The sequence below is a fragment of the Pseudomonas sp. SK2 genome (assembly GCF_016772395.1).
Classification (GTDB): Bacteria; Pseudomonadota; Gammaproteobacteria; order Pseudomonadales; family Pseudomonadaceae; genus Aquipseudomonas; species Aquipseudomonas taiwanensis.
Genome location: NZ_CP061944.1, coordinates 1,083,684 through 1,105,269, shown reverse-complemented (window position 1 = coordinate 1,105,269; position 21,586 = coordinate 1,083,684). Strand labels below are relative to the sequence as shown.

Sequence of the window (21,586 nt, the reverse complement as noted above, 5' to 3'; positions counted from 1 at the left end):
GGAGCCGACTTGCCGGCAATAGCGCCGGTACGGGTCAGACCCGTTCGATGGCCAGGGCGAGACCTTGGCCTACACCCACGCACATGGTCGCCAGGCCTTTACGCCCACCGCTCTTCTCCAACTGGTGAAGCGCAGTCAGGACCAGACGCGCACCACTCATGCCCAGCGGGTGGCCCAAGGCGATGGCGCCGCCATTGGGGTTGACCTGCGGCGCGTCATCGGCCACACCCAGCTCGCGCAGCACCGCCAGGCCTTGGCTGGCGAACGCTTCATTGAGCTCGATGACATCGAAGTCGCCAACCGCCACACCCAGACGCTCGGTGAGCTTGCGCACTGCCGGTACCGGGCCAATGCCCATGACACGGGGCGCCACACCGGCGCTGGCCATGCCGAGCACTCGAGCACGTGGGGTCAGGCCATGTTTCTTCACTGCCTCGGCCGACGCCAGGATCAGGGCTGCGGCGCCGTCGTTGACACCCGACGCGTTGCCAGCGGTGACGGTCTTGTCCGGGCCATTGACCGGTTTGAGCTTGGTCAGCGCTTCCAAGGTGGTCTCCGGACGCAGATGTTCATCCTGCTCGACCAGAGTCTCACCCTTCTTGTGGGTGATGCGGACGGGGACGATTTCCTCGGCGAAGAAGCCGGCAGCCTGGGCCGCTGCGGCCTTCTGCTGGCTACGCAAGGCGAACGCATCCTGGTCGGCACGCGATACCTGGTAGTCGTCGGCGACGTTGTCGGCGGTCTCGGGCATCGAGTCCACGCCGTACTGGCTCTTCATCAGCGGGTTGATGAAACGCCAGCCGATGGTGGTGTCTTCGAGCTTCATGTTGCGCGAGTAAGCGCTCTCGGCCTTACCCATGACGAACGGGGCACGCGACATCGACTCGACGCCGCCAGCAATGGCCAGCTCCATTTCGCCGCTGGCGATGGCGCGGAAGGCCGTGCCGATAGCGTCCATGCCCGAAGCACACAGACGGTTGAGGGTGACGCCGGGAATGCTCTCGGGCAGGCCCGCGAGCAGCAGCGCCATGCGCGCCACGTTGCGGTTGTCTTCGCCAGCCTGGTTGGCGCAGCCGAAGAACACCTCATCGACCTGGTCCCACTGTACCGACGGGTTGCGCTCGATCAGCGCCTTGAGCGGCACTGCGGCGAGGTCGTCGGCACGCACACCGGCCAGGGCACCGCCGAAGCGGCCGATCGGGGTGCGGATGGCGTCACAGATGAATACGTCACGCATCAGGCTTCTCCTGCCACCTGGCCATGGGCCACGGCGGTACGGGCTTCAAGGTCGCGCAGAGCGGTCAGTTCGACTTCGGTCGGTGCGCTGGTGGTCTGCACATCGTCGGCGAAACGGATCGCCCAGCCGGTGGCGGCAACGATCTGCTCGCGGGTGACGCCAGGGTGAATCGAGGTGACCACGAACTCGTTGGTGCCAGCTTCAGGCTCCATGATGCACAGGTCGGTGATGATCCCGACAGGGCCGTCACCTGGCAGGCCCAGGCGCTTGCGCGAATCGCCACCCTCGCCGTGACCGACCGAGGTGATGAAGTCCAGCTTGTCGACGAAGGCACGGGTCGACTGCTTGAGGATGATCAGTACTTGCTTGGCGGAACCTGCAATTTCCGGCGCGCCACCCGCACCCGGCAGACGGGTCTTGGGTGCATGGTAGTCACCCACCACGGTGGTGTTGATGTTGCCGAAGCGGTCCACCTGGGCGGCACCGAGGAAGCCCACGTCGATACGACCACCCTGCAGCCAGTAGCGGAAGATCTCGCCGGTCGGCACCACGGTATCGGCGGTTTCGGCCAGCTCGCCGTCACCGATCGACAGCGGCAGTACGCTCGGTTTGGCACCGATCGGGCCAGACTCGTAGATCAGCACCACGTCTGGCGAGGAGGTCAGCCGAGCCAGGTTGGCAGCCTTGGATGGCAGGCCAATGCCGACGAAGCAGACAGCGCCGTTGCGCAGGCGACGGGCAGCGGCGACGGTCATCATTTCAGAGGTGGAGTAGCTCATTGTGCAGCCTCCGAGGAGCTGGCCAGCTTGGCCTTGTATTCGTTGAAGTCAGCGGTGCCACGGATATAAGTGTCGATCCAGGCGCTGAACGACTCACGGTTGCGCGCAATCGGGTCCCAATCCTGGTAGAAGCGGTTGTCACGCTCGTAGTAACCATGGGCATAGGACGGGTGTGCGCCACCCGGTACCAGGCAGACTGCGCTCAGCGCCCAAGTCGGCAGGACACAGGCGTTCATCGGTGCCTGCAGGTCATCGACGATTTCTTCGACGGTGACGATGCAACGCTTGGCGGCCAGGGCGGCTTCTTTCTGGACGCCGAGGATGCCCCACAGCAACACGTTACCTTTACGGTCGGCCTTCTGCGCGTGAATCACGGTGACGTCCGGACGCACCGACGGTACCGCGGCGAGGACTTCGCCGGTGAACGGGCAGGTAACGCTCTTGATCAGCGGGTTGACCTTCGGCAGGTCGGAACCGGCGTAGGCACGCAGCACCGCGAATGGCAGGCCGGAAGCACCAGCGACGTAAGCGTTGGCGAGGTCGGCGTGGCTGTGCTCTTCGATTTCGATCGCGTGCGGCCACTGCTTCTCGACCGCGTCACGCAGACGGTGCAGCGAACCGACACCTGGGTTGCCGCCCCACGAGAAGATGATCTTCTTGGCGCAGCCGGCGCCGATCAGCTGGTCGTAGATCAGGTCCGGGGTCATGCGCACGAGGGTAAGGTCGCGCTTGCCCTGACGGATGATCTCGTGGCCAGCGGCGGTCGGGATCAGGTGGGTGAAGCCTTCGAGCGCGACGGTATCGCCGTCTTGAATGAACTGCTTCACAGCTTCGTGAAGCGGGAGGATTGCAGCCATGGGGAGACTCCTGGTCAGGGTGCTACGTTGAACTCAGATTAAGGAGACTGGTGGGTGGCTACAATCCGATAATCGACTATTTGTGCGGTTATCGAACAATTTGTTGCCAGGCTAACCTTCTGTCTCTCAAGACCTCATCGCCAGCAAGCCGGGCTCACGCGGGGCTTGCAACGCCCCGCAGACACCCGCTTGCCGGCCAGGATCAGGTCGCGTCCGCGTGGCTCACCCACCCTTTGACGATTACACCCACCGTCGCCAGCGCTGCGGGCACCAGCAAGGCAGTCAGTACCTGCTCGAAGCTCCAGCCCAGGCCCAGCAGGGTCGCACCGCTCCAGGCACCCAGAATCGCGCCGAAACGGCCGATGCCCAGCATCCACGAAACCCCGGTGGCACGGCCTTGGGTCGGGTAGAAGCGCGCCGCCAGCGAGGGCATCGCCGACTGCGCACCGTTCACGCACATACCTGCGATCAGCACCAGTGTGGCCAGCAAGGTAATGTTGCCCAGGCTCTGCCCCACTGCGTAGGCAAACACGCCGGCCAGCAGGTAGAAGATGCCAATGACCTTGTGCGGGTTGAAGCGGTCCATGGCCCAACCCACCCCGACCGCACTGAGCACGCCGCCGAACTGGAACAAAGCACCAATGAAGGCCGCCTGTTCCATGCTGGCACCGCTGTCACGCATCAGTGTGGGCAGCCAGCTGGTCAGCAGGTACACGATCACCAGGCCCATGAAATAGGTCAGCCACAGCAGCAAAGTGCCGACGCCATAGGTACCGGAGAAGATCACTGCAAACACGTTGCGAGCAGCTACCGCTTTTTGTTCGGGCACACTGAAGCTGGCCGCCTGAGCGATCACCGCAGGGGCGATCGGTGCCAGGGTCTTGCGCACTTTGTCGGTGCCCCGGTTGCGCACCACCAGAAAACGCGCCGACTCCGGCAGCCAGATCATCAGCACCAAGGCCAGCAGCAGAGGCAGCACACCACCCACCACCAGCAGACTGTGCCAGCCGTAGGCCGGGATCATCTTGGCGGAAATGAAACCACCACCCGCCATGCCCAGGTTGAAGCCACAGAACATGCTGGTCACCAGCAGCGACTTCAGGCGCTCGGGGGTGTACTCGGACAGCAAGGTGGTGGCGTTGGGCATGCCTGCCCCCAGACCCAGGCCGGTCAGGAAGCGCAGCACCAGCAACTGATCGACATTGGTGGCGTAGGCCGAAGCCAGGCTGAAGCCGCCGAACACCAGCACGGCCCCCACCAGTACACCTTTACGACCGAAGCGGTCAGCCAAAGGCCCCGAGCCGAGGGCCCCGAACACCATGCCGATAAGCGCCGCACTCATCACCGGGCCAAGGCTGGCGCGGTCGATGCCCCACTCCTGGGACAAGGCCGGCGCGATGAAACCCATGGCGGCTGTATCCAGGCCGTCAAGGAAGACAATAAGGAAGCAGAGGATCACCACCCGCCACTGAAAGCGGGACAGAGGCTGTTCATTGATGAACGACTGGACGTCGAGGCTGTTCCCGACAGATTGCGGTTGATTCATTGTTGTTATCCAGAATGATGGGCACGGACAAACCACTGCACGCGAGGCACGAGCAACGTATTCGAAAGTCGGTGGAGTGCGGCTGGAATCAGCCTGGATACGAGGGCACTGCGTGCGGGTGCGGCCGCAGCAGCGAAGCGACAGTGTTCATGATCAAGGTATCTCTCGTGTTGTTTTTGTTCGGTCGGCAAAGCCGACCGTTGCGAGAGACATTAATCAGCGCCTTGGGACTGCGCAATTGACCAGCAACGACACTGTGCGTTTATCGAACAGGAAACGCTGCCACGCCTCGCCTCAGCCAAAAAGCTGGTGGCACAGGTCTTGGCTGGCGGCCAACAGAATCGGCAGGAACCGCTGCTCCAGCTCGCTGCGACTGACGCGGCCCACGTGGGTGCTGACATTCAAGGCAGCCAGCACCTGACCCGATGCGTCATAGATGGGTACTGCAATCGATCGCAGCCCTTGTTCCAGCTCCTGATCCACCACACACCAGCCCTGGGCACGCACTTGCTGGATGCAGGCGAACAATGAATCGGGGTCATGCAATGTGCGACTGGTACGCGCCTTGAGGTCCGCCCGTTCCAGGTACTCCCTGAGGCTGGCGTCGTCCAGCGCAGCCAGCAGGATGCGGCCCATCGACGTGCAATAGGCCGGCAACCGCCCACCTACCGACAGATCGACCGAGATCAGCCGCTCGACCGTTGCCGAACGCGCGATATAAAGAATGTCGTCACCTTCGAGCGTGGCCATGTTGGCCGCCTCATGCAGTTGGTCACTGATGCGGTCCAGATAAGGCTGCGCCGAAACGGCCAGCGGCGTCGAAGACAGGTAGGCATGCCCAAGGGTGAGCACTTTGGGCAGCAATGAATACGTGCGCCCGTCGGTGGTCGCATACCCCAGCTTGATCAAGGTATGCAGGCAACGCCGAACGGCAGCCCGTGGAATCTCGGTACGGTGGCTGATCTGGGCGATGGTCAGGTGGCGCTTGCGCTCCTGGAACGCCTGGATCACTGCAAGTCCCCGCGCCAGTGAGGTCATGAAGTCAGGGTCGCCCGTGAACGCCTGGATCCGCTTGGCCGGTGAAGCCACGATCGGTGGTGCCAACGAGGGAGCGGCACCACGCACCGGCTCTGCGTGGGCAGACTCATTGACCAGGGTTTCATCGCTCATCGCACACCTCTAAAAAAATCGCTCGCTCGTGCGATTATCGAACGAACGGCCGATAATCGCAATTGACCGCTGACACTTTTGCTTATACCTTTCTCCTGCCACATGTGGCTTCTTTGGAGAGACTGGTCAGGTACCCACCGTAGAAGTCCCCAGGCAACGGCCTCGCCTCGCGCGAGGCCGTTTTTCATTATCCTCTTGCAACACCGACTTCCGCTTCTGTTGTTCCAACATCGAACCCCGGCACTTCGTGGCGAACGCGACAACAACTTGCATAGGCGATGTCAGTATTGGGTAAATAACCCTGTTCGACGAATTAACGGTTGCTATAATCGATTCTGCTGGCCCGGATCGAGACGCGGTCATGGACTTCACCGGGGTCATGCTTATCCAATCGCCAGCACTCAGGCTGCTGATTCACGCCTTCCGCTGTTCCATGCGCTTTCGGCGAATACCCAGAGCGTCGACAGGCGATACCCGCGTGGACGCAACGCACCTGGCAAACAACAAACAGGTAACCAACTCATTCAGGTATTACTGTGACGAAAGATGAACTGCGCGCGGAACTCGAGCGCCAGGCTGAACGTTACAAGGAAGTTTACGGCGGGGAAGTTACAACCTACGCCGCCCAACCGGACCCGGAACGCAAACCCTGGCGTAAACGAGCCACCGTGCAAGACCAAGCCTTCAGCCATGAACTGGAAAAGATGGAAAAGGAACTGCGCAGCGAGAAATCCTGAGCGTCCGATCCCTGGCATCCGCGCCGCAGGCTGAAAGGCCAGGGCGCGGGCGATCTTTACCGGGAGATCGGGGATGAAATGGAATTACACAAATTTCATACGACCGTTTGAACCGGGAGGCCGCACTGTTTTTTTTGATAATTTGCCGAAATTACAGGGTTTTCACGACTTTTAGGCGCCATTAATCTGCCTGGAATACGGCTTCGGCGTCCGAACCCAGGTCGAGAATGACTGCCATCGGTCAGCAGCAGGTGCATCGATTGCCAAGGTTTTCTGGCATAATCGCGCCCCCTTTGACCGCCAGACAACCTTCATGATCGATTTATTCAGCGGACTGGATGCCTGGGTGTTGGTGAGCTTGCTGCTCGCGCTGACATTCGTGCTCGCATTCGAGTTCATCAATGGCTTTCATGACACCGCCAACGCGGTAGCCACCGTCATCTATACCAAAGCCATGCCGCCGCACCTCGCCGTATTCTTCTCCGGCGTGTTCAACTTCCTCGGCGTTTTGCTCGGCGGAGTCGGGGTGGCCTATGCCATCGTGCACCTGCTGCCAGTCGAATTGCTGATCAATGTGAACACCGGGCATGGCCTGGCCATGGTTTTCTCGCTGTTGGCTGCGGCCATCACCTGGAACCTCGGCACCTGGTATTTCGGCATCCCCGCCTCCAGCTCGCACACGCTGATCGGCTCGATCCTCGGTGTGGGCCTGGCCAATGCCTTGATCAACGACATTCCGCTGGGTGACGGCGTCAACTGGCAGAAGGCGATCGACATCGCCATGTCCCTGGTGGTCTCGCCCATGGCGGGCTTCGCCGTGGCAGCCCTGGTCCTGATCGGACTGAAATGGTGGCGCCCGCTGTCGAAGATGCACAAGACGCCCGAGCAGCGTCGCAAGCTCGACGACAAGAAACACCCCCCCTTCTGGAACCGCCTGGTGCTGGTTATTTCGGCCATGGGCGTGAGCTTCGTGCACGGCTCCAACGACGGCCAGAAAGGCATTGGCCTGATCATGCTGGTCCTGATCGGTATCGTCCCGGCCAAATTCGTCCTCGACCTGAACAGCACGACCTACCAGATCGAGCGTACCCGCGACGCCACCCTGCACATGAGCCAGTTCTACCAGCGCAACGCCGCGACCCTGGGCGAATTCCTGGCGCTGGGCAAGGCCAAGGCCAGCGACCTGCCGGAACAGTTCAGCTGCAACCCCCAGCAGACCGAACCCACCATCGCGGCACTGCAGACCTCGCTGCAAGGCGTGACCGACTACCGCGACCTGAGCGCGGAAAAACGCGTGGAAGTACGTCGCTACCTGCTCTGCCTGGATGACACGGCCAAGAAGGTCGGCAAGCTGCCAGGCCTGGAAGCCCGTGAGAAGGCCGACCTGGAAAAACTGCGCAAGGACCTCACCGCCACCACCGAGTACGCTCCGTTCTGGGTGATCGTTGCCGTTGCGCTGGCATTGGGCCTGGGCACCATGGTCGGCTGGAAACGCGTGGTACTGACCGTTGGCGAGAAAATCGGCAAACAGGGCATGACCTACGCCCAAGGCATGTCGGCACAGATCACCGCAGCCTGCGCCATTGGTATGGCCAACGTGTTCAGCCTGCCGGTGTCGACCACCCACGTCCTGTCATCCGGCGTCGCCGGTACCATGGTCGCCAACAAGAGCGGCCTGCAGGGCGGTACCGTGAAAACCATCCTGCTGGCCTGGGTCCTGACCCTGCCGGCCTCGATGGGCCTCGCGGCCGGCCTGTTCTGGCTGGCGTCGAAAGCCATTGGCTAAGTGATACCGCACATGTGAAAGGGGCGCCTTCGGGCGCCCTTTTCATATCTGCTCCCCGCCCCTGCTTAGTAAGAGCGGGATTACCCGCGCAAGGGTCGGCGCAGGTTCACTACCGCTTCCTGCCTCCCAACAACGACCCCATCAACCCCCGCACCAGCTGGCGCCCCAACTGGTTGACCGCTTGCCGCACCGCCGACTTGATTGCCTGCCCTGCCGCACTCTGCAAGAACTCCCCGGCCTTGTCGGCAAAACTGTCTTCATCCACCTTAGGCACCGGCGCAGGCTCCACCGGCTCACCTTTGCGTTGACTCAACATCTCGTACGCCGACTCGCGGTCGACCGGCTTGTCATAGCGTCCTAGCAACGGTGAGCCGGCGATCAAGGCACTTCGCTCGGCTGCCGTGAGCGGCCCGATCCGCGACTGCGGCGGGGCGATCAGCACGCGCTGGACCATCGCTGGCGTGCCCTTCTCCTCCAGTGTTCCCACCAAGGCCTCGCCGATACCCAGCTCGGTCAGCACAGCCAAGGTATCGAACGCAGGATTCGGCCGAAAACCATCAGCCACCGCCCGTAGCGACTTCTGCTCCTTGGCGGTGAATGCCCGCAGACCATGCTGGATGCGCAATCCCAGTTGAGCCAGCACGGCATCCGGCAGATCGCCCGGTGACTGAGTGACGAAATAAACCCCCACTCCTTTTGAGCGAATCAGCCGCACCACCTGCTCCAGCCGGTCCTGCAAAGCCTTGGGCGTATCGTTGAACAACAAGTGGGCTTCATCGAAGAACAGCGCCAGCACAGGCTTGTCGGCATCCCCACGCTCCGGCAGTTGCTCGAACAGCTCAGCCAGCAGCCATAGCAGGAAGGTCGCATACACCTTCGGCGCCTCATGCACCAGGCGGCTGGCATCGAGCAGGTGAATGCGCCCACGCCCGTCGTGGTCAGGGCGCAGCAGATCTTCGAGCTGCAAGGCTGGCTCGCCGAACAGGGCCTCGGCGCCTTGCTGCTCCAAGGTGGCCAGCCGACGCAACAGTGCCTGGGTCGAGGCGCCAGTCATCAGAGCGCTGTCTTCGCCGAGCAATTGTGGGTTGTCCTTCAAATGCCCTAGCAGAGCCTTGAGGTCCTTCAGATCCAGCAGCAACAGGCCTTCGCGGTCCGCCACCTTGAACGCGGCATACAGCGCGGCCTGTTGGCTGTCGGTCAGTTCAAGCAAGTTGCCCAGCAACAGCGGCCCCATTTCGCTGAGGGTGGTACGCAGCGGGTGACCGGACTGGCCAGCGATATCCCAGAGGCTGGTCGGATAAGCCTGTGGCGTGTGTCCCAACCAGGGCATGCCGGCAATCCGCTCGGCTACCTTGCCTTGCGGGGCCCCCATCGCCCCCAGGCCACACAGGTCACCTTTGACATCGGCCGCGAATACCGCCACCCCCGCATCGCTGAAAGCTTCCGCAAGGTGCTGAAGTGTGACGGTTTTACCCGTCCCCGTGGCCCCGGCGACCAAACCATGACGGTTGGCCAGGCGCATGGCTTGGGTGACGGGCTGGCCATCCAAACCTGCGCCGACAACTAATTGCGAAGAATCCGACATGTTCTCTCTTCCTCTACTCAAGCTTCACCCTGAATCGGCCGATACACCCATGTGATATTCGCCTTCAAAGCAGGAACAACCGAAAAAGGACTTTCCGGGATGTTGCACTGTTTGACTGCTGTATTCGTGCGAACGCCCGATAAAAACCTTAGCGGAACCGATTACGCCATGAACAAAAGCCTTCGTTTCAGCCATAAGATCCTATTGGCAGCCTCACTGATCGTGATACTCGCCTTCAGTTTGTTCACCCTCTACAACGATTACCTCCAGCGTAATGCGATCCGGGAAAATCTGGAGAATTATCTGGCTGAAATGGGCGAATCCACTTCGACCAACATTCGCAACCTGTTCGAAGGTCGCATAAAACTGGTGGAGAATCTGGCACAGAACATTGCCCAGGAACCCGCCAAGGCTGACACCTTGATGGGCCAGAATGCCCTGACCTCCAGCTTCCTGACCGTGTACCTGGGCAAGGTCGATGGTGGTTTCAGTGTCCGCCCCGACACCAAGATGCCCGATGGCTACGATCCACGTACCCGCCCTTGGTATAAGGACGGCATGAACGCCTCCGGCGTGACGCTTACCGAACCTTACATCGACATGGCCACCAACAAGATGGTCATCGGCATCATCAACAAGGTTTCCGGCTCCGTCGGCGTGGTCGGCGGCGACCTGGACCTCGATGGCCTGGTACGGATCGTCAACTCGCTGAACTTCGGCGGCATGGGTTATGCCTTCCTGGTCAACGATCAAGGCAAGATCCTGGTTCACCCGGACAAAGAGCTGGTGATGAAGTCGCTGTCGGACCTGTTCCCGCAAAAGACCCCCAAGCTGTCCGGTGAACTGACCGAAGTCGATACCGACGGTCAGGCGCGCTTGCTGACCTTCACGCCGATCAAAGGCCTGCCATCGGCCAACTGGTACATCGGCCTGTCGGTGGACAAGCAAAAAGCCTTCGCCATGCTGAGCACTTTCCGCACCTCGGCGGTCATCGCCACGGTCGTTGCCGTGGTGATCATCATCGGTCTGCTCGGCCTGCTGATCCGCGCACTCATGCAGCCGCTGCACACCATGACCCGAGCGATGGAAGACATCGCCGAAGGCGAAGGCGACCTGACCAAGCGGCTGAAAATCCACAGCCACGACGAGTTCGGTATTCTGGGTACCGCCTTCAACCGCTTCGTCGAGCGTATCCACAGCTCGATCCGCGAAGTGTCCTCGGCCACCGAGCAGGTCAATGAAGTAGCCCTTCGGGTCATCAGCGCATCGAACTCGTCGATGGCCAACTCCGACGAACAGTCCAACCGCACCAACAGCGTCGCCGCCGCCATCAACGAACTGGGTGCTGCCGCCCAGGAGATCGCTGGCAATGCGGCCCAAGCCTCGCAACACGCCAGCTCGGCTCGCCTGCTGGCCGAGGAAGGCCAGCAAGTAGTGGAGCGCAACATCGAGGCGATGAACCGCCTGTCCGACCTGATCGTCAGCTCCAGCGCGCACATCGAGACCCTCAACAGCAAGACCGTCAACATCGGCCAGATTCTCGAAGTCATCACCAGTATCTCCCAGCAGACCAACCTGCTGGCACTCAACGCCGCGATCGAGGCTGCCCGCGCCGGCGAGGCTGGCCGAGGCTTTGCCGTGGTAGCCGATGAAGTGCGCAACCTGGCCCACCGCACGCAGGAATCGGCGCAGCAGGTCCAGACCATGATCGAGGAACTGCAGATCGGTGCCCGCGAATCGGTGGAGACCATGGGCCAAAGCCAGCGCCACAGCCAGGACAGCATGGAGATCGCCAACCAGGCCGGCGAGCGTCTGGACAGCGTGACCGTGCGCATCGGCGAGATCGACGGCATGAACCAGTCGGTGGCCACCGCCACCGAGGAACAGACCGCCGTGGTCGATTCGATCAACATGGACATCAACGAAATCAACATGCTCAACCAGGAAGGCGTCGAAAACCTCCAGGCCACCCTGCGTGCATGCTCTGACCTGGAGCAGCAAGCGAGCCGCCTCAAGCATCTGGTCGGCACGTTCCGCATCTGACCGCACGCCACAGGAGCAGGCAGTCCGCCTGCCTGCTCCTGTCGTTCGAAGCTATCCCGCCAAGCCCCCTACCCCGATCGAACAAACTATTCTTCAGGAAGGTCAACCTTTAGGCGCGTCATCGCCGGCCCGTTGCAGCCGGATGACAGACCCGAAGACGATCCCGGAGGGATGCTGATCGTGCACATTGCTGACATCACCATGTTCTACGCCCCGGCCAGCGGCGGCGTACGTACCTATCTTGATGCCAAACACCATCGACTCGACGCCATTGCAGGCGTGCGCCACAGTCTCTTGATCCCCGGCGCCAGCGCCAGCCACGACAACGGCATCTATCAGGTGCCCGCTCCTCCCCTGCCGTTTGGCAACGGCTACCGCTTCCCGGTGCGCCTGGCCCCTTGGTGCAACGTGCTTCGCCGCCTCAAGCCCGACCTGATCGAGGTGGGCGACCCCTACCTGACCGCCTGGGCAGCCCTGGAAGCGCGGCGCAAGCTCAACGTGCCGGTGATCGGTTTCTATCATTCCGATCTCCCCTTGCTGGTCAGCAATCGGATGGGCAACTGGTTCACCCCCAATGTCGAAGCCTATGTCAGCAAGCTGTATGGCAACTTCGACCGGGTGCTGGCTCCCAGCCAAGTCATGGCCGACAAACTGCGCCGCCTGGGGGTTAAACAAGTTCATGTGCAGCCTCTGGGCGTCGACCTGTCGACCTTCCACCCTGGGCACCGCGATCCGCATCTGAAAGCCAGACTGAGGATTCCCGACACCAGCCGCCTGCTGATCTACGCAGGTCGCGGTTCGCGGGAGAAGAACCTGCCCGTTCTGCTCGACTGCATAGAGCGCCTGGGCCGACCGTATCACCTGTTGCTGGTTGGCTCGAACATGCCAGCCAATGTGCCAGCCAACGTCACCGTGATCGATCGATTCTGCCCACCCGATGAGGTCGCCAGGCTGATGGCCAGTGCCGACCTGCTGGTTCACGCAGGCGACCAGGAAACCTTCGGCCTGGTCATCCTCGAAGCGATGGCCAGCGCAACCCCGGTGGTCGCGGTGCGGGCCGGGGCGTTCAGCGAGATCATCAACGACCGGTGCGGGCGCCTGTGCCGCCCCAACGATGGCCGGGCCATGGCCACCGCCGTGCGTGAGGTGTTCGAAGAAGGCATTCACGACCTAGGCGTCCAAGCCCGTTGCCAGGCAGAGCAACACTACTCGTGGGACAGCGTGGTAAGCGGCTTGCTGGGGCACTATCAGGCCGTGCTCGGCCACACACCGCAGGTACGTGCCCATGGTTGAAAACAGCGGCAAGCCGCGCAGCCTGATGCTGGTGCTGCACGACATCGCGCCCGAAACCTGGCCCGACTACCAGCCGTTCGTCGAGGCCGTCGACCAACTGGGCAATGTGCCGATGACCTGGTTGGTGGTGCCGGACTTCCATCACCGCAACCTGCTGTCACGCTCGCCCACCTTCTGCCGCATGCTCGAACACCGTTTGGCGCGGGGAGACGAACTTGCCTTGCATGGCTTCTACCATGCCGATGACGGGCCGCCACCACGCAGCCCTGGCGAATACTTCATGCGCCGTATCTTGACCCATGAAGGCGAATTCTACCGGCTGGACCGCCAGCAAGCTCTGCAACGCCTGGAAAGCGGCCTGGCGCTATTCGAGCGGCAAGGCTGGCCGGTAGCAGGTTTCGTCGCACCGGCCTGGTTGATGAGCGAAGGCACCCGACAGGCGCTGCGCCATCTGCCCTTGCGCTACACCAGCACAGCCCAGCACCTGTACCGCCTGCCCGAGTTCACCGCCATCCCAGCCCCTGGTTTGGTATGGAGCGCCCGCAGTGCCTGGCGTCGGGGACTGTCTCGGCTGCTCTGTGACTGGCAATGCCGACGTTGGCGCGAGGCAGAGACACTGCGCCTGGGGCTGCACCCGGTGGACATGCGTCATCGCGACTCACGACAGTACTGGTTGCGCACCCTCCAGACCCTACTGGCAGAAGGCCGCGAGCCCTTGACCAAGTCAAGCTGGCTGGAGCGCCAGGTGATCGCATGAGCCGCCTGGGCTGGCTGGTCCTGGCCTTGCTCTTGGCGGTGTTGGTGCCGACGCTGCTGGGCGGCAGCGAACTGCTACCCAGGCTACGCGCCTTCGCACCGACACTGATGATGTCGCTGCTGGGGATGATCATGCTGTGCTGGGTCATCAACGCCGTTCGCCTGCGCCTGCTGCTCGGCCAGCAGGCGCAGAAGATTAGCCGGGTACGCAGCCTGGGCGTGGTGATGGCCACCGAGTTCGCAATCTGCACCACCCCGGGGGGTAGCGGCGGACCGCTGACCTTGATGGCGCTGCTGGCCCATGATCGCATCGGCCCAGCGCGCAGCGGGGCGGTGTTTGCCATGGACCAACTGAACGACTTGGTGTTTTTCTTCTGTGCCCTGCTGGCTATCGCCGGCTATGCCGCGTTTCACAGCCTCGGGCAAAGCCAGGAAAGCATGCTGCTGGGCAGCGCATCGCTGCTGTGCGTGGCGCTGGCGCTGGTGGTTGGTTTACTACGCTACCGACGCCGGGTGATGCGCTTCATCGGGCGGCTGCTAAGGCGCCTTGGCGTTGCCCGGCAACGTCGACAACGCTGGGCTCGCAAGCTGCTGCACTTCATCCATGCCCTGGCGCAAACCTGGCGCCTGCCCAAACGCACGCTGGCGCTGGTATTCACCCTCACCTGCGCGCACTGGAGCCTACGCTACAGCGTGTTGTTCCTGGTACTGCGGGGATTGGGTGTGGAGCTTTCGTGGATACCGAGCTTTCTGGTGCAGATGCTTTCGCTGAGCGCCGGTCAGTTCAGCTTGCTGCCAGGTGGTGCAGGCGCCGCAGAACTGACGTCGGCGAGCTTGCTGACCCCCTTGGTCGGCAGCTCGACCGCAGCGGCGGCAGTGCTGATCTGGCGGGCAGTCACTTACTACTTCTATCTGCTTGCCGGAGGGCCGGTGTTCGTGTGCCTGCTGGCGCGTCCGTTGCTGGCGCGCTGGCGGGGTCAGGCGCATTGAGCTGCTGCCAGAGTTCGGCGGCACCGGAAAACTCGGTGCCGTCGTCGTCGCTCAGCGCTTCGGGATCGAAGCGGGCCAGGCAGCCCTCGCCGAGGGTCGCAGGTGCCGAGGCACCCGCCTTGTCACGCGGATCTGCCACAGGCCACCTCGCTATCAGTCGAAGACCACCGTTTTGTTGCCGTGGACCAGTACACGGTCTTCCAAGTGATAGCGCAGACCACGGGCCAACACCATCTTCTCGACGTCACGGCCGAAGCGAACCATATCTTCGATGCTGTCGGCGTGGCTCACGCGGACCACGTCCTGTTCGATGATCGGGCCGGCATCGAGCTCTTCGGTCACGTAATGGCAAGTTGCGCCGATCAGCTTCACGCCACGCAGCGCAGCCTGGTGGTAAGGCTTGGCGCCAACGAACGAGGGCAGGAAGCTGTGGTGGATGTTGATCACTTTTTCAGCGTAGTCCTGGCACAGTTGCGGCGGCAGGATCTGCATGTAGCGGGCCAGCACCACCACGTCGGCCGCATGCTCCTGAACCAGGCGCGACACTTCGGCAAAGGCCGGGGCCTTGTCCTTGGGGTCCACCGGCACATGGAAGAACGGGATCCCGTGCCACTCGACCATGCTGCGCAGGTCGTTGTGGTTGGAAATCACGCAAGGAATCTCACAGTCCAGCTCGTCGGTGTGCCAGCGGTGCAGCAGATCGGCCAGGCAATGGGATTCGCGGCTGGCCATCAACACCACGCGCTTCTTCTGCGCAGAGTCGGTGATGCGCCAGGTCATGGAGAACTCTTCGGCGATGGGCGCGAACGCCTCGCGGAAGGCTTCGATACCGAACGGCAGCGACTCGGCACGGATTTCATGGCGCATGAAGAACCAGCCACTTTGCTCGTCGGAGTGGTGGCTGGCCTCGTTGATCCAGCCGTTGTACAAGGCCAGGAAATTACTGACTTTCGCCACGATGCCTACACGGTCGGGGCAGGCGATCACCAGACGATAGGTGCGCATGAATAAGACTCCAAAACTTCGCAAAGGCGCTCATTCTAGCGGCACACCAGCAAAAACGCAGTATTGATCGTGTGCGCCCGCACCGCCAGCGCCAGCCTTATGCCACTGTCCCTGGCACTACCACCTCGGGATCGAGAGTTTTGTGAATTTTTCTTAACCGAAGAAATATGTTGTCGCAACCTAATTAACAGTTTATTGCTTATTTATATGTTTACTTGAGAGTATCGCCTGTCTATTATTGGCACACACATTTCTGAACACGCACTAAGGAACACTCCATGTCCCTGATCAACGAGTACCGCGCTACCGAAGAAGCCATCAAGGAACTTCAGGCCCGCCTGGCCAACCTGTCGCAGGATGACAAGCTGAAACAAGAACTGGAGTTCGAAGGCAAACTGCGCGCACTGATGGGTGAATACTCCAAGTCGCTGCGCGACGTGATCGCCCTGCTCGACCCAGAGTCGAAACTGAGCAAAGGCCCGCGCGCCGTGGCTAAAACCACTACCACCAAGCGTGCACGCAAAGTCAAGCAATACAAAAACCCGCACAACGGTGAAGTGATCGAAACCAAAGGCGGTAACCACAAGACCCTGAAAGAATGGAAAGCCAAGTGGGGTGGTGATGTGGTTGAAGGCTGGGCGACTCTGCTGGACTGATAGTCCGCACTGTTTCCTCGCTTTTGCAAACACGAACGCCGGCTTAATGCCGGCGTTTTTGTTGGCTCATTCACGGGTGCAATTCGAACCGTGCCTGTAATTGCCCGGCATGGGCCTGCCAGGCGTCCAGCACCTTGCGCCCCGCTTCATCGGCATCGGCCCAAGCCCCCTGCCGGGCCTGCTCGAAGCCCGCCAGCGTGTTCGGGGCGCCGTGCAAAGGGTCGCTCAAACGCTGCTGGCAGAACGCGAACCAGCGCTGACGCTCCTGGGGGTTCAAGGTCTCGGGGAAGTTTCGCGCACGATACCGGAACAGCAACTCAGGCATTCGTGGGTCATCGAACATCCAGTGGCCATGCCCTAATTGCGCTGGTTCCAGGGTACGCACTTGTTCACATAGACGACGGTCACGCTCTCCCAGGAAACCGTCATACAACTGCTGTTCAGGGTCTTCGCTGGGGGTGAAATCTTCCGTGCCATAGATGTGTTCAAGCTTGTCTTGCCAAACCGACTGTTGCGTGGCCAAGGCCTCACCGCGCGATTGCAACAATGCCATGTCCAGCCCAAGGCGTTGTTGATCTGCAGGGCGCAATACCGATAGCGGAGCCACTACCGGGCAGCGGTTGATTTGCACCAACTTCAGCGGTACCGGTAGTTGCCCCTCAGATAAATGTTCATGCCGAGTGTACAAGCGCGCTCGCAGGACTTCGGCACTTTCCCTTAATAACGGTAGGGTTTCCTGATGCAGGTCGCACACAATCAGTGCATTGCGATTGCGCGGGTGCCAGGCCAGTGGCAACACCACGCCCAGATAATGACGCGCGGCCGAGAAACGTCCGGATATGTGCACCAGCGGCTGCAACAAGCGAATCTGTTCCAGCACTTTGTGCTTACTGCGAAGGTTGAACAACCAGTCATACAACTTAGGTTGTTTCTGGCGAATCAGACGGGCCAACCCAATGGTCGCCCGCACGTCGGAAAGTGCTTCATGGGCATGCCCATGGACAATGCCATTGGCCTGGCTGAGCAACTCCAGGCGCAAGCTGGTACGGCCCTCCTGCTGGGGCCAGACGATGCCCTCAGGGCGTAGCGCGTAAGCCGTGCGCACGACGTCGATCAGGTCCCAACGACTGTTACCGCCCTGCCACTCACGGGCATAGGGGTCGAAGAAGTTGCGATACAGGCTGTAACGCGTGACCTCGTCATCGAAACGCAAGGTGTTGTAGCCCGCGCCACAGGTTCCCGGGCGCGCAAGCTGCTCGTGAACCCGGGTCATGAATTCGGCTTCGCATAGGCCCTGGGTCGCCAACTGTTCGGGCGTGATACCGGTTACCAGGCACGCGGCCGGGTGCGGCAGGATGTCGTCGGAGGGGCGGCAATAGAGGTTGATAGGCGCTTCGATCTCATTCAGATCGAGGTCGGTGCGCACACCGGCAACCTGCAGCGGTCGGTCGCAGCGTGGGTTGATGCCGGTGGTTTCGTAGTCGTGCCAGAAAATGCTGGAGCTCACGGGGTCGTCCTGTATCGAGGTCGTCCCGATTCTAGCGGACCGAGCTTCAGGCGGAAGCGTTGGCAGGGTTAAAACTGAAATAGTCTCGCAATGAACGGACGAAATCGTCGTACTCGCGGGGGGCTTGCAAGAGCATGAAACCAGAATCGTAGTGGCCGGGGGTCTGGTCCTCACGGCACCACAGGCAGCTGGCTGTCACGTTGATGAACTGCAAGCCGCCACCGGCCAATGGCAGGCGCAGCTGCAACTCGAAATCCGGGCCGACCAGCACCGGCAGCTGGCTGATCAACATCAAGCCATCTTCCGAGGCATTACCCAGAAAGCCGATCTGCTGCTCGGTGAAGCGGTTGTAGACCTTGAGCACACAAGGCAGCTGATGGCGTTCGATATGGCGTTGGTTGTACATGATCGCTATTGCAGTCCGTACCCGATGCCAGGAATGCAAGAGACTGGCGAGTGGTTGTTACATCCAATTAACAGGTTAGCTCAACACTCGCGGCAAATCCCGTGAATTAGTTGACACGTTGGTGTTAACGCCAAGGAGTGGTGTTGACCGGGTTCGCCACTGCCGTGTCTCCCACCCGATAATGACCGGTCTTCTCCAGCGTTTGCAGGCGTGCCTTAGCGCGATAGGCGTACTCGTTGCCTGGATACTGCTGGATCAGGTACTCGTAGGTCTGCGCCGCATCGACGAACAGCTTCTGGCGCTCCAGGCACTGGCCGCGCAGCAGGGACACTTCGGGATGGATGAACGGCCGGGCACGGCTGGTTCGGTCAACCTGCGACAGTTCGAGCATGACCCGCTGGCAATCGCCACGGTCATAGGCACGGTAGGCATTGTTCAAATGATGGTCCATGGACCAGCGGGTGCAACCGACGGTGCTGGCCGCCAGGGCTAAAACGATCAGGGCTCGCATGGGGAATCTCCTTTGATGCCAGATTATCGGCCTTTGCACGCAAATCTTCACACCCTTTTGCAAGGATACCCCGCCCGTTCAAATGCCACCCTGCCTTGGTTGCAGGTAGTGCAACGGAACAATGACTACAGCGAGATTCAGGAGTAGCCTTTCGCTGCGCTTCACTATAGGAGTCTGTGCATGACCATCCGCCGTACCAAAATCGTCGCCACCCTTGGCCCCGCCAGCAATTCGCCGGAAGTGATCGAACAGCTGATCCTCGCCGGCCTGGACGTGGCACGCCTGAACTTCTCCCACGGCACCCCGGACGAGCACAAGGCGCGCGCCCGCCTGATCCGTGACATCGCCGCCAAGAACGGCCGCCATGTCGCACTGCTGGGCGACCTGCAGGGTCCGAAGATCCGCATCGCCAAATTCAGCAACAAGCGCATCGAACTGAAAGTCGGTGACAAATTCACTTTCTCCACCGCCCACCCGCTGACCGAAGGCAACCAGGACATCGTCGGTATCGATTACCCCGATCTGGTCAAGGACTGCGGCGTCGGTGACGAACTGCTGCTCGACGACGGTCGCGTGGTGATGCGGGTCGAAACCGCCACTGCCGACGCCCTGCACTGCGTGGTGATCGTCGGTGGCCCGCTGTCGGATCACAAAGGCATCAATCGCAAAGGTGGCGGCCTTACCGCTCCAGCCCTGACCGAAAAAGACAAGGCAGACATCAAGCTAGCCGCGGAAATGGACCTGGACTACCTGGCCGTGTCCTTCCCACGCGACGCCAAAGATATGGAATACGCCCGCAAGCTACGGGACGAAGCGGGTGGCAGCGCCTGGCTGGTGGCCAAGATCGAGCGCGCCGAGGCAGTGGCCGACGATGAAACCCTCGACGGCCTGATCGCCGCTTCCGACGCGGTGATGGTTGCCCGTGGCGACCTGGGCGTGGAAATCGGCGACGCCGAGCTGATCGCCATCCAGAAGAAGATCATCCAGCACGCCCGCCGCAACAATAAGGCGGTGATCGTGGCGACCCAGATGATGGAGTCGATGATCCAGAACCCGATGCCGACCCGTGCCGAAGTGTCGGACGTGGCCAACGCCGTGCTGGACAACACCGACGCGGTGATGCTGTCGGCCGAAAGCGCCGCCGGTGCCTACCCGATCGAAGCGGTTCAGGCCATGGCCCGCATCTGCCTGGGCGCCGAGAAGCACCCGACCAGCCAGAAGTCCAGCCACCGCCTGCACACCACGTTCGAGCGCTGCGACGAGAGCATCGCCCTGGCGGCCATGTACACCGCCAACCACTTCCCAGGCGTCAAGGCGATCATCGCGCTGACCGAAAGTGGCTACACCCCGCTGATCATGTCGCGTCTGCGTTCGCACGTGCCGATCTTCGCCCTGTCGCCACACCGCGCTACCCAGGCTCGCGCCTCGATGTTCCGCGGCGTCTACCCGATCGCCTTCGACCCGGCGGCATTGCCAGCCGACAAGGTCAGCCAGGCGGCCGTCGACGAGCTGCTCAAGCGCGGCCTGGTAGAGCAAGGTGACTGGGTGATCCTGACCAAGGGCGACAGCTACCACACCATCGGTGGCACCAACGGCATGAAGATCCTGCACGTTGGTGATCCGCTGGTCGGCTGATAGCCCCGGCCCAATCGCCGGCAGGCCGGCTCCTACAGGATTGCAGGAGCCGGCTTGACTGGCGATCAGTCGCAACTGCCTCATGCATGCTCGACGAACACGTCGGCAAACACCTGATTCCTCGGCACGCCGGCTATGAACAACCGCCGCGCGAACCGCTCGACGCTCCCCGGCGCCCCGCACACCAGCGCGACGGTCTGCCGCGATGACGGCCGCAACCCTGCCAGCGCCTCCTCCATATGCTCCGCCAGCACCAGCTCGGCCTGAACACCCTCCATTTCCCGCAACGGACCCGCCAAGTAGTGCCCAAGGTCATCGCGCGTGACATGCACCACCCTGATTTCCCCTTGGTGCCCCTGCCGTAACGCCTCGCGCAAGATGCCCCACAATGGCGCCAGCCCCGTACCCGCTGCCAGCAACCAGAGCGGTCGCGCTTGCCAGTCTGGGTCGTAATGCAACGCTCCGCCTCGAATCTCCCCCACGCGCAGCACGTCACCGACCTGCAGCACGCGCGCCTTGTCGCAAAAGGCGCCTGGCCGTTGGCAGTCGATATGAAACTCAAGAAAGTCATCTTCGCCGGGCAGGCTTGCCACGGAGTAAGGCCGCGCCAGCGAGCCGTTCCACAGCACCACATGCTGCCCGGCCTGGTAACGCAACGTCCGCTCCGGCCGCAGACGAAGACGCAGCACTTCGCCAAACCAGTCCACCGCGCAGACCTGCGCGGCGATGCCATCGTGCAGCGGATCGAATACCGCCACGCGCAAATCCTCGACCACGCGGCACTGACAGGCCAGGCGCCAACCCTGGGCGTGCTTTTCCAGCGCCAATGCCTCGGGCAAGGCATCCACCGGCTGCCCATCCAGGCAATGCACCAGGCAGGCATGGCAACTGCCTGCCCGGCAACTGAAAGGCACGTTGAACCCTGCCTCGTTGAGGGCATCGAGCAAGTTACTGCCGGTCGGCACCGCCCAGCGGTGCTCGCCCACGCAAAGTTCGGGCATGGTGCGTGTTTCTCCAAAAGTCACGCTTGCACTGTAAGTCAAGGGCGCAACGGCAGCAAAAAAGATGCCCAAGCGCTGCCGACCAT

At 61.7% G+C, this 21,586-nt stretch carries 20 protein-coding genes and 1 pseudogene; 9 read left to right on the top strand and 12 right to left on the bottom strand.

Features of this window, described 5'->3' with window-relative positions; translation table 11 throughout:
* Positions 1-34: 34 nt before the first annotated feature.
* The 5 genes from pcaF to pcaR all read right to left on the bottom strand — a co-directional run bounded on the left by pcaF (position 35) and on the right by pcaR (position 5,589).
* Positions 35-1,240 carry a 3-oxoadipyl-CoA thiolase gene (pcaF, locus tag IF103_RS04895; protein ID WP_177325259.1) on the bottom strand — a complete coding sequence of 402 codons (1,206 nt, stop codon included), beginning with the start codon at positions 1,238-1,240 and terminating at the stop codon, positions 35-37.
* Positions 1,237-2,016 (bottom strand): CoA-transferase subunit beta, encoded by a 780-nt coding sequence (locus IF103_RS04890; RefSeq protein ID WP_023378910.1) that lies wholly within the window; start codon positions 2,014-2,016, stop codon positions 1,237-1,239. Before IF103_RS04890 ends, pcaF begins: the two co-directional genes overlap by 4 nt.
* Positions 2,013-2,873, bottom strand: a complete 861-nt coding sequence (locus tag IF103_RS04885; protein ID WP_027908101.1) for a CoA transferase subunit A — start codon at positions 2,871-2,873, stop codon at positions 2,013-2,015. Before IF103_RS04885 ends, IF103_RS04890 begins: the two co-directional genes overlap by 4 nt.
* A gap of 202 nt (positions 2,874-3,075) precedes the next feature.
* A complete protein-coding gene (pcaK, locus tag IF103_RS04880; protein ID WP_023378908.1) occupies positions 3,076-4,419 on the bottom strand; it encodes a 4-hydroxybenzoate transporter PcaK in 1,344 nt (447 codons plus the stop codon).
* A 294-nt stretch (positions 4,420-4,713) separates the two neighbouring features.
* On the bottom strand, positions 4,714-5,589 hold the full coding sequence (gene pcaR / locus IF103_RS04875) for a pca regulon transcriptional regulator PcaR (protein ID WP_238346466.1): 876 nt from the start codon (positions 5,587-5,589) through the stop codon (positions 4,714-4,716).
* Positions 5,590-6,125: 536 nt separating this feature from the next.
* Here pcaR and IF103_RS04870 point away from each other — a divergent pair.
* Positions 6,126-6,326 (top strand): hypothetical protein, encoded by a 201-nt coding sequence (locus IF103_RS04870; protein WP_023378905.1) that lies wholly within the window; start codon positions 6,126-6,128, stop codon positions 6,324-6,326.
* 313 nt (positions 6,327-6,639) lie between these two features.
* Positions 6,640-8,112 carry an inorganic phosphate transporter gene (locus IF103_RS04865; protein WP_023378904.1) on the top strand — a complete coding sequence of 491 codons (1,473 nt, stop codon included), beginning with the start codon at positions 6,640-6,642 and terminating at the stop codon, positions 8,110-8,112.
* Between the two features lie 109 nt (positions 8,113-8,221).
* Here the strand turns inward: IF103_RS04865 and IF103_RS04860 are convergent, their stop codons facing one another.
* Positions 8,222-9,697 carry a helicase HerA-like domain-containing protein gene (locus IF103_RS04860; protein ID WP_202675907.1) on the bottom strand — a complete coding sequence of 492 codons (1,476 nt, stop codon included), beginning with the start codon at positions 9,695-9,697 and terminating at the stop codon, positions 8,222-8,224.
* A 99-nt stretch (positions 9,698-9,796) separates the two neighbouring features.
* Between IF103_RS04860 and IF103_RS25305 the strand changes: the two are divergent.
* From IF103_RS25305 to gpgF, 5 genes and pseudogenes are all read left to right on the top strand, one after another.
* A pseudogene (locus IF103_RS25305) lies at positions 9,797-10,834 on the top strand (HAMP domain-containing protein); the annotation flags it as partial.
* Between the two features lie 141 nt (positions 10,835-10,975).
* Positions 10,976-11,740: a methyl-accepting chemotaxis protein gene (locus IF103_RS25300; protein ID WP_374374736.1), complete on the top strand. Its 765-nt coding sequence runs from the start codon at positions 10,976-10,978 to the stop codon at positions 11,738-11,740.
* Between the two features lie 171 nt (positions 11,741-11,911).
* Complete coding sequence (gpgS, locus tag IF103_RS04850) at positions 11,912-13,033, top strand: N-acetylglucosaminyl phosphatidylglycerol synthase (protein ID WP_104882911.1); 1,122 nt, start codon at positions 11,912-11,914, stop codon at positions 13,031-13,033.
* On the top strand, positions 13,026-13,790 hold the full coding sequence (gpgD, locus tag IF103_RS04845) for an N-acetylglucosaminyl phosphatidylglycerol deacetylase (RefSeq protein ID WP_104882912.1): 765 nt from the start codon (positions 13,026-13,028) through the stop codon (positions 13,788-13,790). Before gpgS ends, gpgD begins: the two co-directional genes overlap by 8 nt.
* Entirely contained in the window at positions 13,787-14,779 is a 993-nt protein-coding gene (gpgF, locus tag IF103_RS04840) for a glucosaminyl phosphatidylglycerol flippase (protein ID WP_104882123.1), read from the top strand. The genes gpgD and gpgF overlap by 4 nt, the downstream gene beginning before the upstream one ends.
* Here gpgF and IF103_RS24845 read toward each other — a convergent pair.
* Both IF103_RS24845 and purU read right to left on the bottom strand, forming a co-directional pair.
* Complete coding sequence (locus tag IF103_RS24845) at positions 14,685-14,918, bottom strand: hypothetical protein (protein ID WP_081669750.1); 234 nt, start codon at positions 14,916-14,918, stop codon at positions 14,685-14,687. The genes gpgF and IF103_RS24845 overlap by 95 nt on opposite strands.
* A gap of 14 nt (positions 14,919-14,932) precedes the next feature.
* Complete coding sequence (purU, locus tag IF103_RS04835; RefSeq protein WP_023378897.1) at positions 14,933-15,784, bottom strand: formyltetrahydrofolate deformylase; 852 nt, start codon at positions 15,782-15,784, stop codon at positions 14,933-14,935.
* A gap of 278 nt (positions 15,785-16,062) precedes the next feature.
* Here purU and mvaT point away from each other — a divergent pair, with 278 nt between their 5' ends.
* Positions 16,063-16,440, top strand: a complete 378-nt coding sequence (gene mvaT, locus IF103_RS04830; RefSeq protein ID WP_023378896.1) for a histone-like nucleoid-structuring protein MvaT — start codon at positions 16,063-16,065, stop codon at positions 16,438-16,440.
* A 70-nt stretch (positions 16,441-16,510) separates the two neighbouring features.
* On the opposite strand, the gene sbcB is transcribed toward mvaT, so the two are convergent.
* From sbcB to IF103_RS04815, 3 genes are all read right to left on the bottom strand, one after another.
* Positions 16,511-17,947: an exodeoxyribonuclease I gene (sbcB, locus tag IF103_RS04825; protein WP_023378895.1), complete on the bottom strand. Its 1,437-nt coding sequence runs from the start codon at positions 17,945-17,947 to the stop codon at positions 16,511-16,513.
* Between the two features lie 46 nt (positions 17,948-17,993).
* A complete protein-coding gene (locus IF103_RS04820) occupies positions 17,994-18,353 on the bottom strand; it encodes a PilZ domain-containing protein (RefSeq protein WP_027908098.1) in 360 nt (119 codons plus the stop codon).
* Between the two features lie 124 nt (positions 18,354-18,477).
* A complete protein-coding gene (locus IF103_RS04815; RefSeq protein WP_023378893.1) occupies positions 18,478-18,864 on the bottom strand; it encodes a tol-pal system YbgF family protein in 387 nt (128 codons plus the stop codon).
* A 180-nt stretch (positions 18,865-19,044) separates the two neighbouring features.
* Here IF103_RS04815 and pyk point away from each other — a divergent pair, with 180 nt between their 5' ends.
* Entirely contained in the window at positions 19,045-20,499 is a 1,455-nt protein-coding gene (pyk, locus tag IF103_RS04810; RefSeq protein WP_023378892.1) for a pyruvate kinase, read from the top strand.
* A gap of 80 nt (positions 20,500-20,579) precedes the next feature.
* Here pyk and IF103_RS04805 read toward each other — a convergent pair whose 3' ends face one another.
* Positions 20,580-21,500, bottom strand: a complete 921-nt coding sequence (locus IF103_RS04805) for an iron-sulfur-binding ferredoxin reductase (RefSeq protein ID WP_104882125.1) — start codon at positions 21,498-21,500, stop codon at positions 20,580-20,582.
* Positions 21,501-21,586: the final 86 nt, after the last annotated feature.

Excerpts from the sequence above, each read along its gene's own strand:
- IF103_RS04890 (WP_023378910.1), bottom strand. The coding sequence starts at position 2,016 with ATGAGCTACTCCACCTCTGAAATGATGACCGTCGCCGCTGCCCGTCGC.
- IF103_RS04885 (WP_027908101.1), bottom strand. The coding sequence starts at position 2,873 with ATGGCTGCAATCCTCCCGCTTCACGAAGCTGTGAAGCAGTTCATTCAA.
- pcaK (WP_023378908.1), bottom strand. The coding sequence starts at position 4,419 with ATGAATCAACCGCAATCTGTCGGGAACAGCCTCGACGTCCAGTCGTTC.
- pcaR (WP_238346466.1), bottom strand. The coding sequence starts at position 5,589 with ATGAGCGATGAAACCCTGGTCAATGAGTCTGCCCACGCAGAGCCGGTG.
- IF103_RS04865 (WP_023378904.1), top strand. The coding sequence starts at position 6,640 with ATGATCGATTTATTCAGCGGACTGGATGCCTGGGTGTTGGTGAGCTTG.
- IF103_RS04860 (WP_202675907.1), bottom strand. The coding sequence starts at position 9,697 with ATGTCGGATTCTTCGCAATTAGTTGTCGGCGCAGGTTTGGATGGCCAG.
- IF103_RS25300 (WP_374374736.1), top strand. The coding sequence starts at position 10,976 with ATGGCCAACTCCGACGAACAGTCCAACCGCACCAACAGCGTCGCCGCC.
- gpgS (WP_104882911.1), top strand. The coding sequence starts at position 11,912 with ATGCTGATCGTGCACATTGCTGACATCACCATGTTCTACGCCCCGGCC.
- gpgD (WP_104882912.1), top strand. The coding sequence starts at position 13,026 with ATGGTTGAAAACAGCGGCAAGCCGCGCAGCCTGATGCTGGTGCTGCAC.
- gpgF (WP_104882123.1), top strand. The coding sequence starts at position 13,787 with ATGAGCCGCCTGGGCTGGCTGGTCCTGGCCTTGCTCTTGGCGGTGTTG.
- purU (WP_023378897.1), bottom strand. The coding sequence starts at position 15,784 with ATGCGCACCTATCGTCTGGTGATCGCCTGCCCCGACCGTGTAGGCATC.
- mvaT (WP_023378896.1), top strand. The coding sequence starts at position 16,063 with ATGTCCCTGATCAACGAGTACCGCGCTACCGAAGAAGCCATCAAGGAA.
- IF103_RS04820 (WP_027908098.1), bottom strand. The coding sequence starts at position 18,353 with ATGTACAACCAACGCCATATCGAACGCCATCAGCTGCCTTGTGTGCTC.
- IF103_RS04815 (WP_023378893.1), bottom strand. The coding sequence starts at position 18,864 with ATGCGAGCCCTGATCGTTTTAGCCCTGGCGGCCAGCACCGTCGGTTGC.
- pyk (WP_023378892.1), top strand. The coding sequence starts at position 19,045 with ATGACCATCCGCCGTACCAAAATCGTCGCCACCCTTGGCCCCGCCAGC.
- IF103_RS04805 (WP_104882125.1), bottom strand. The coding sequence starts at position 21,500 with ATGCCCGAACTTTGCGTGGGCGAGCACCGCTGGGCGGTGCCGACCGGC.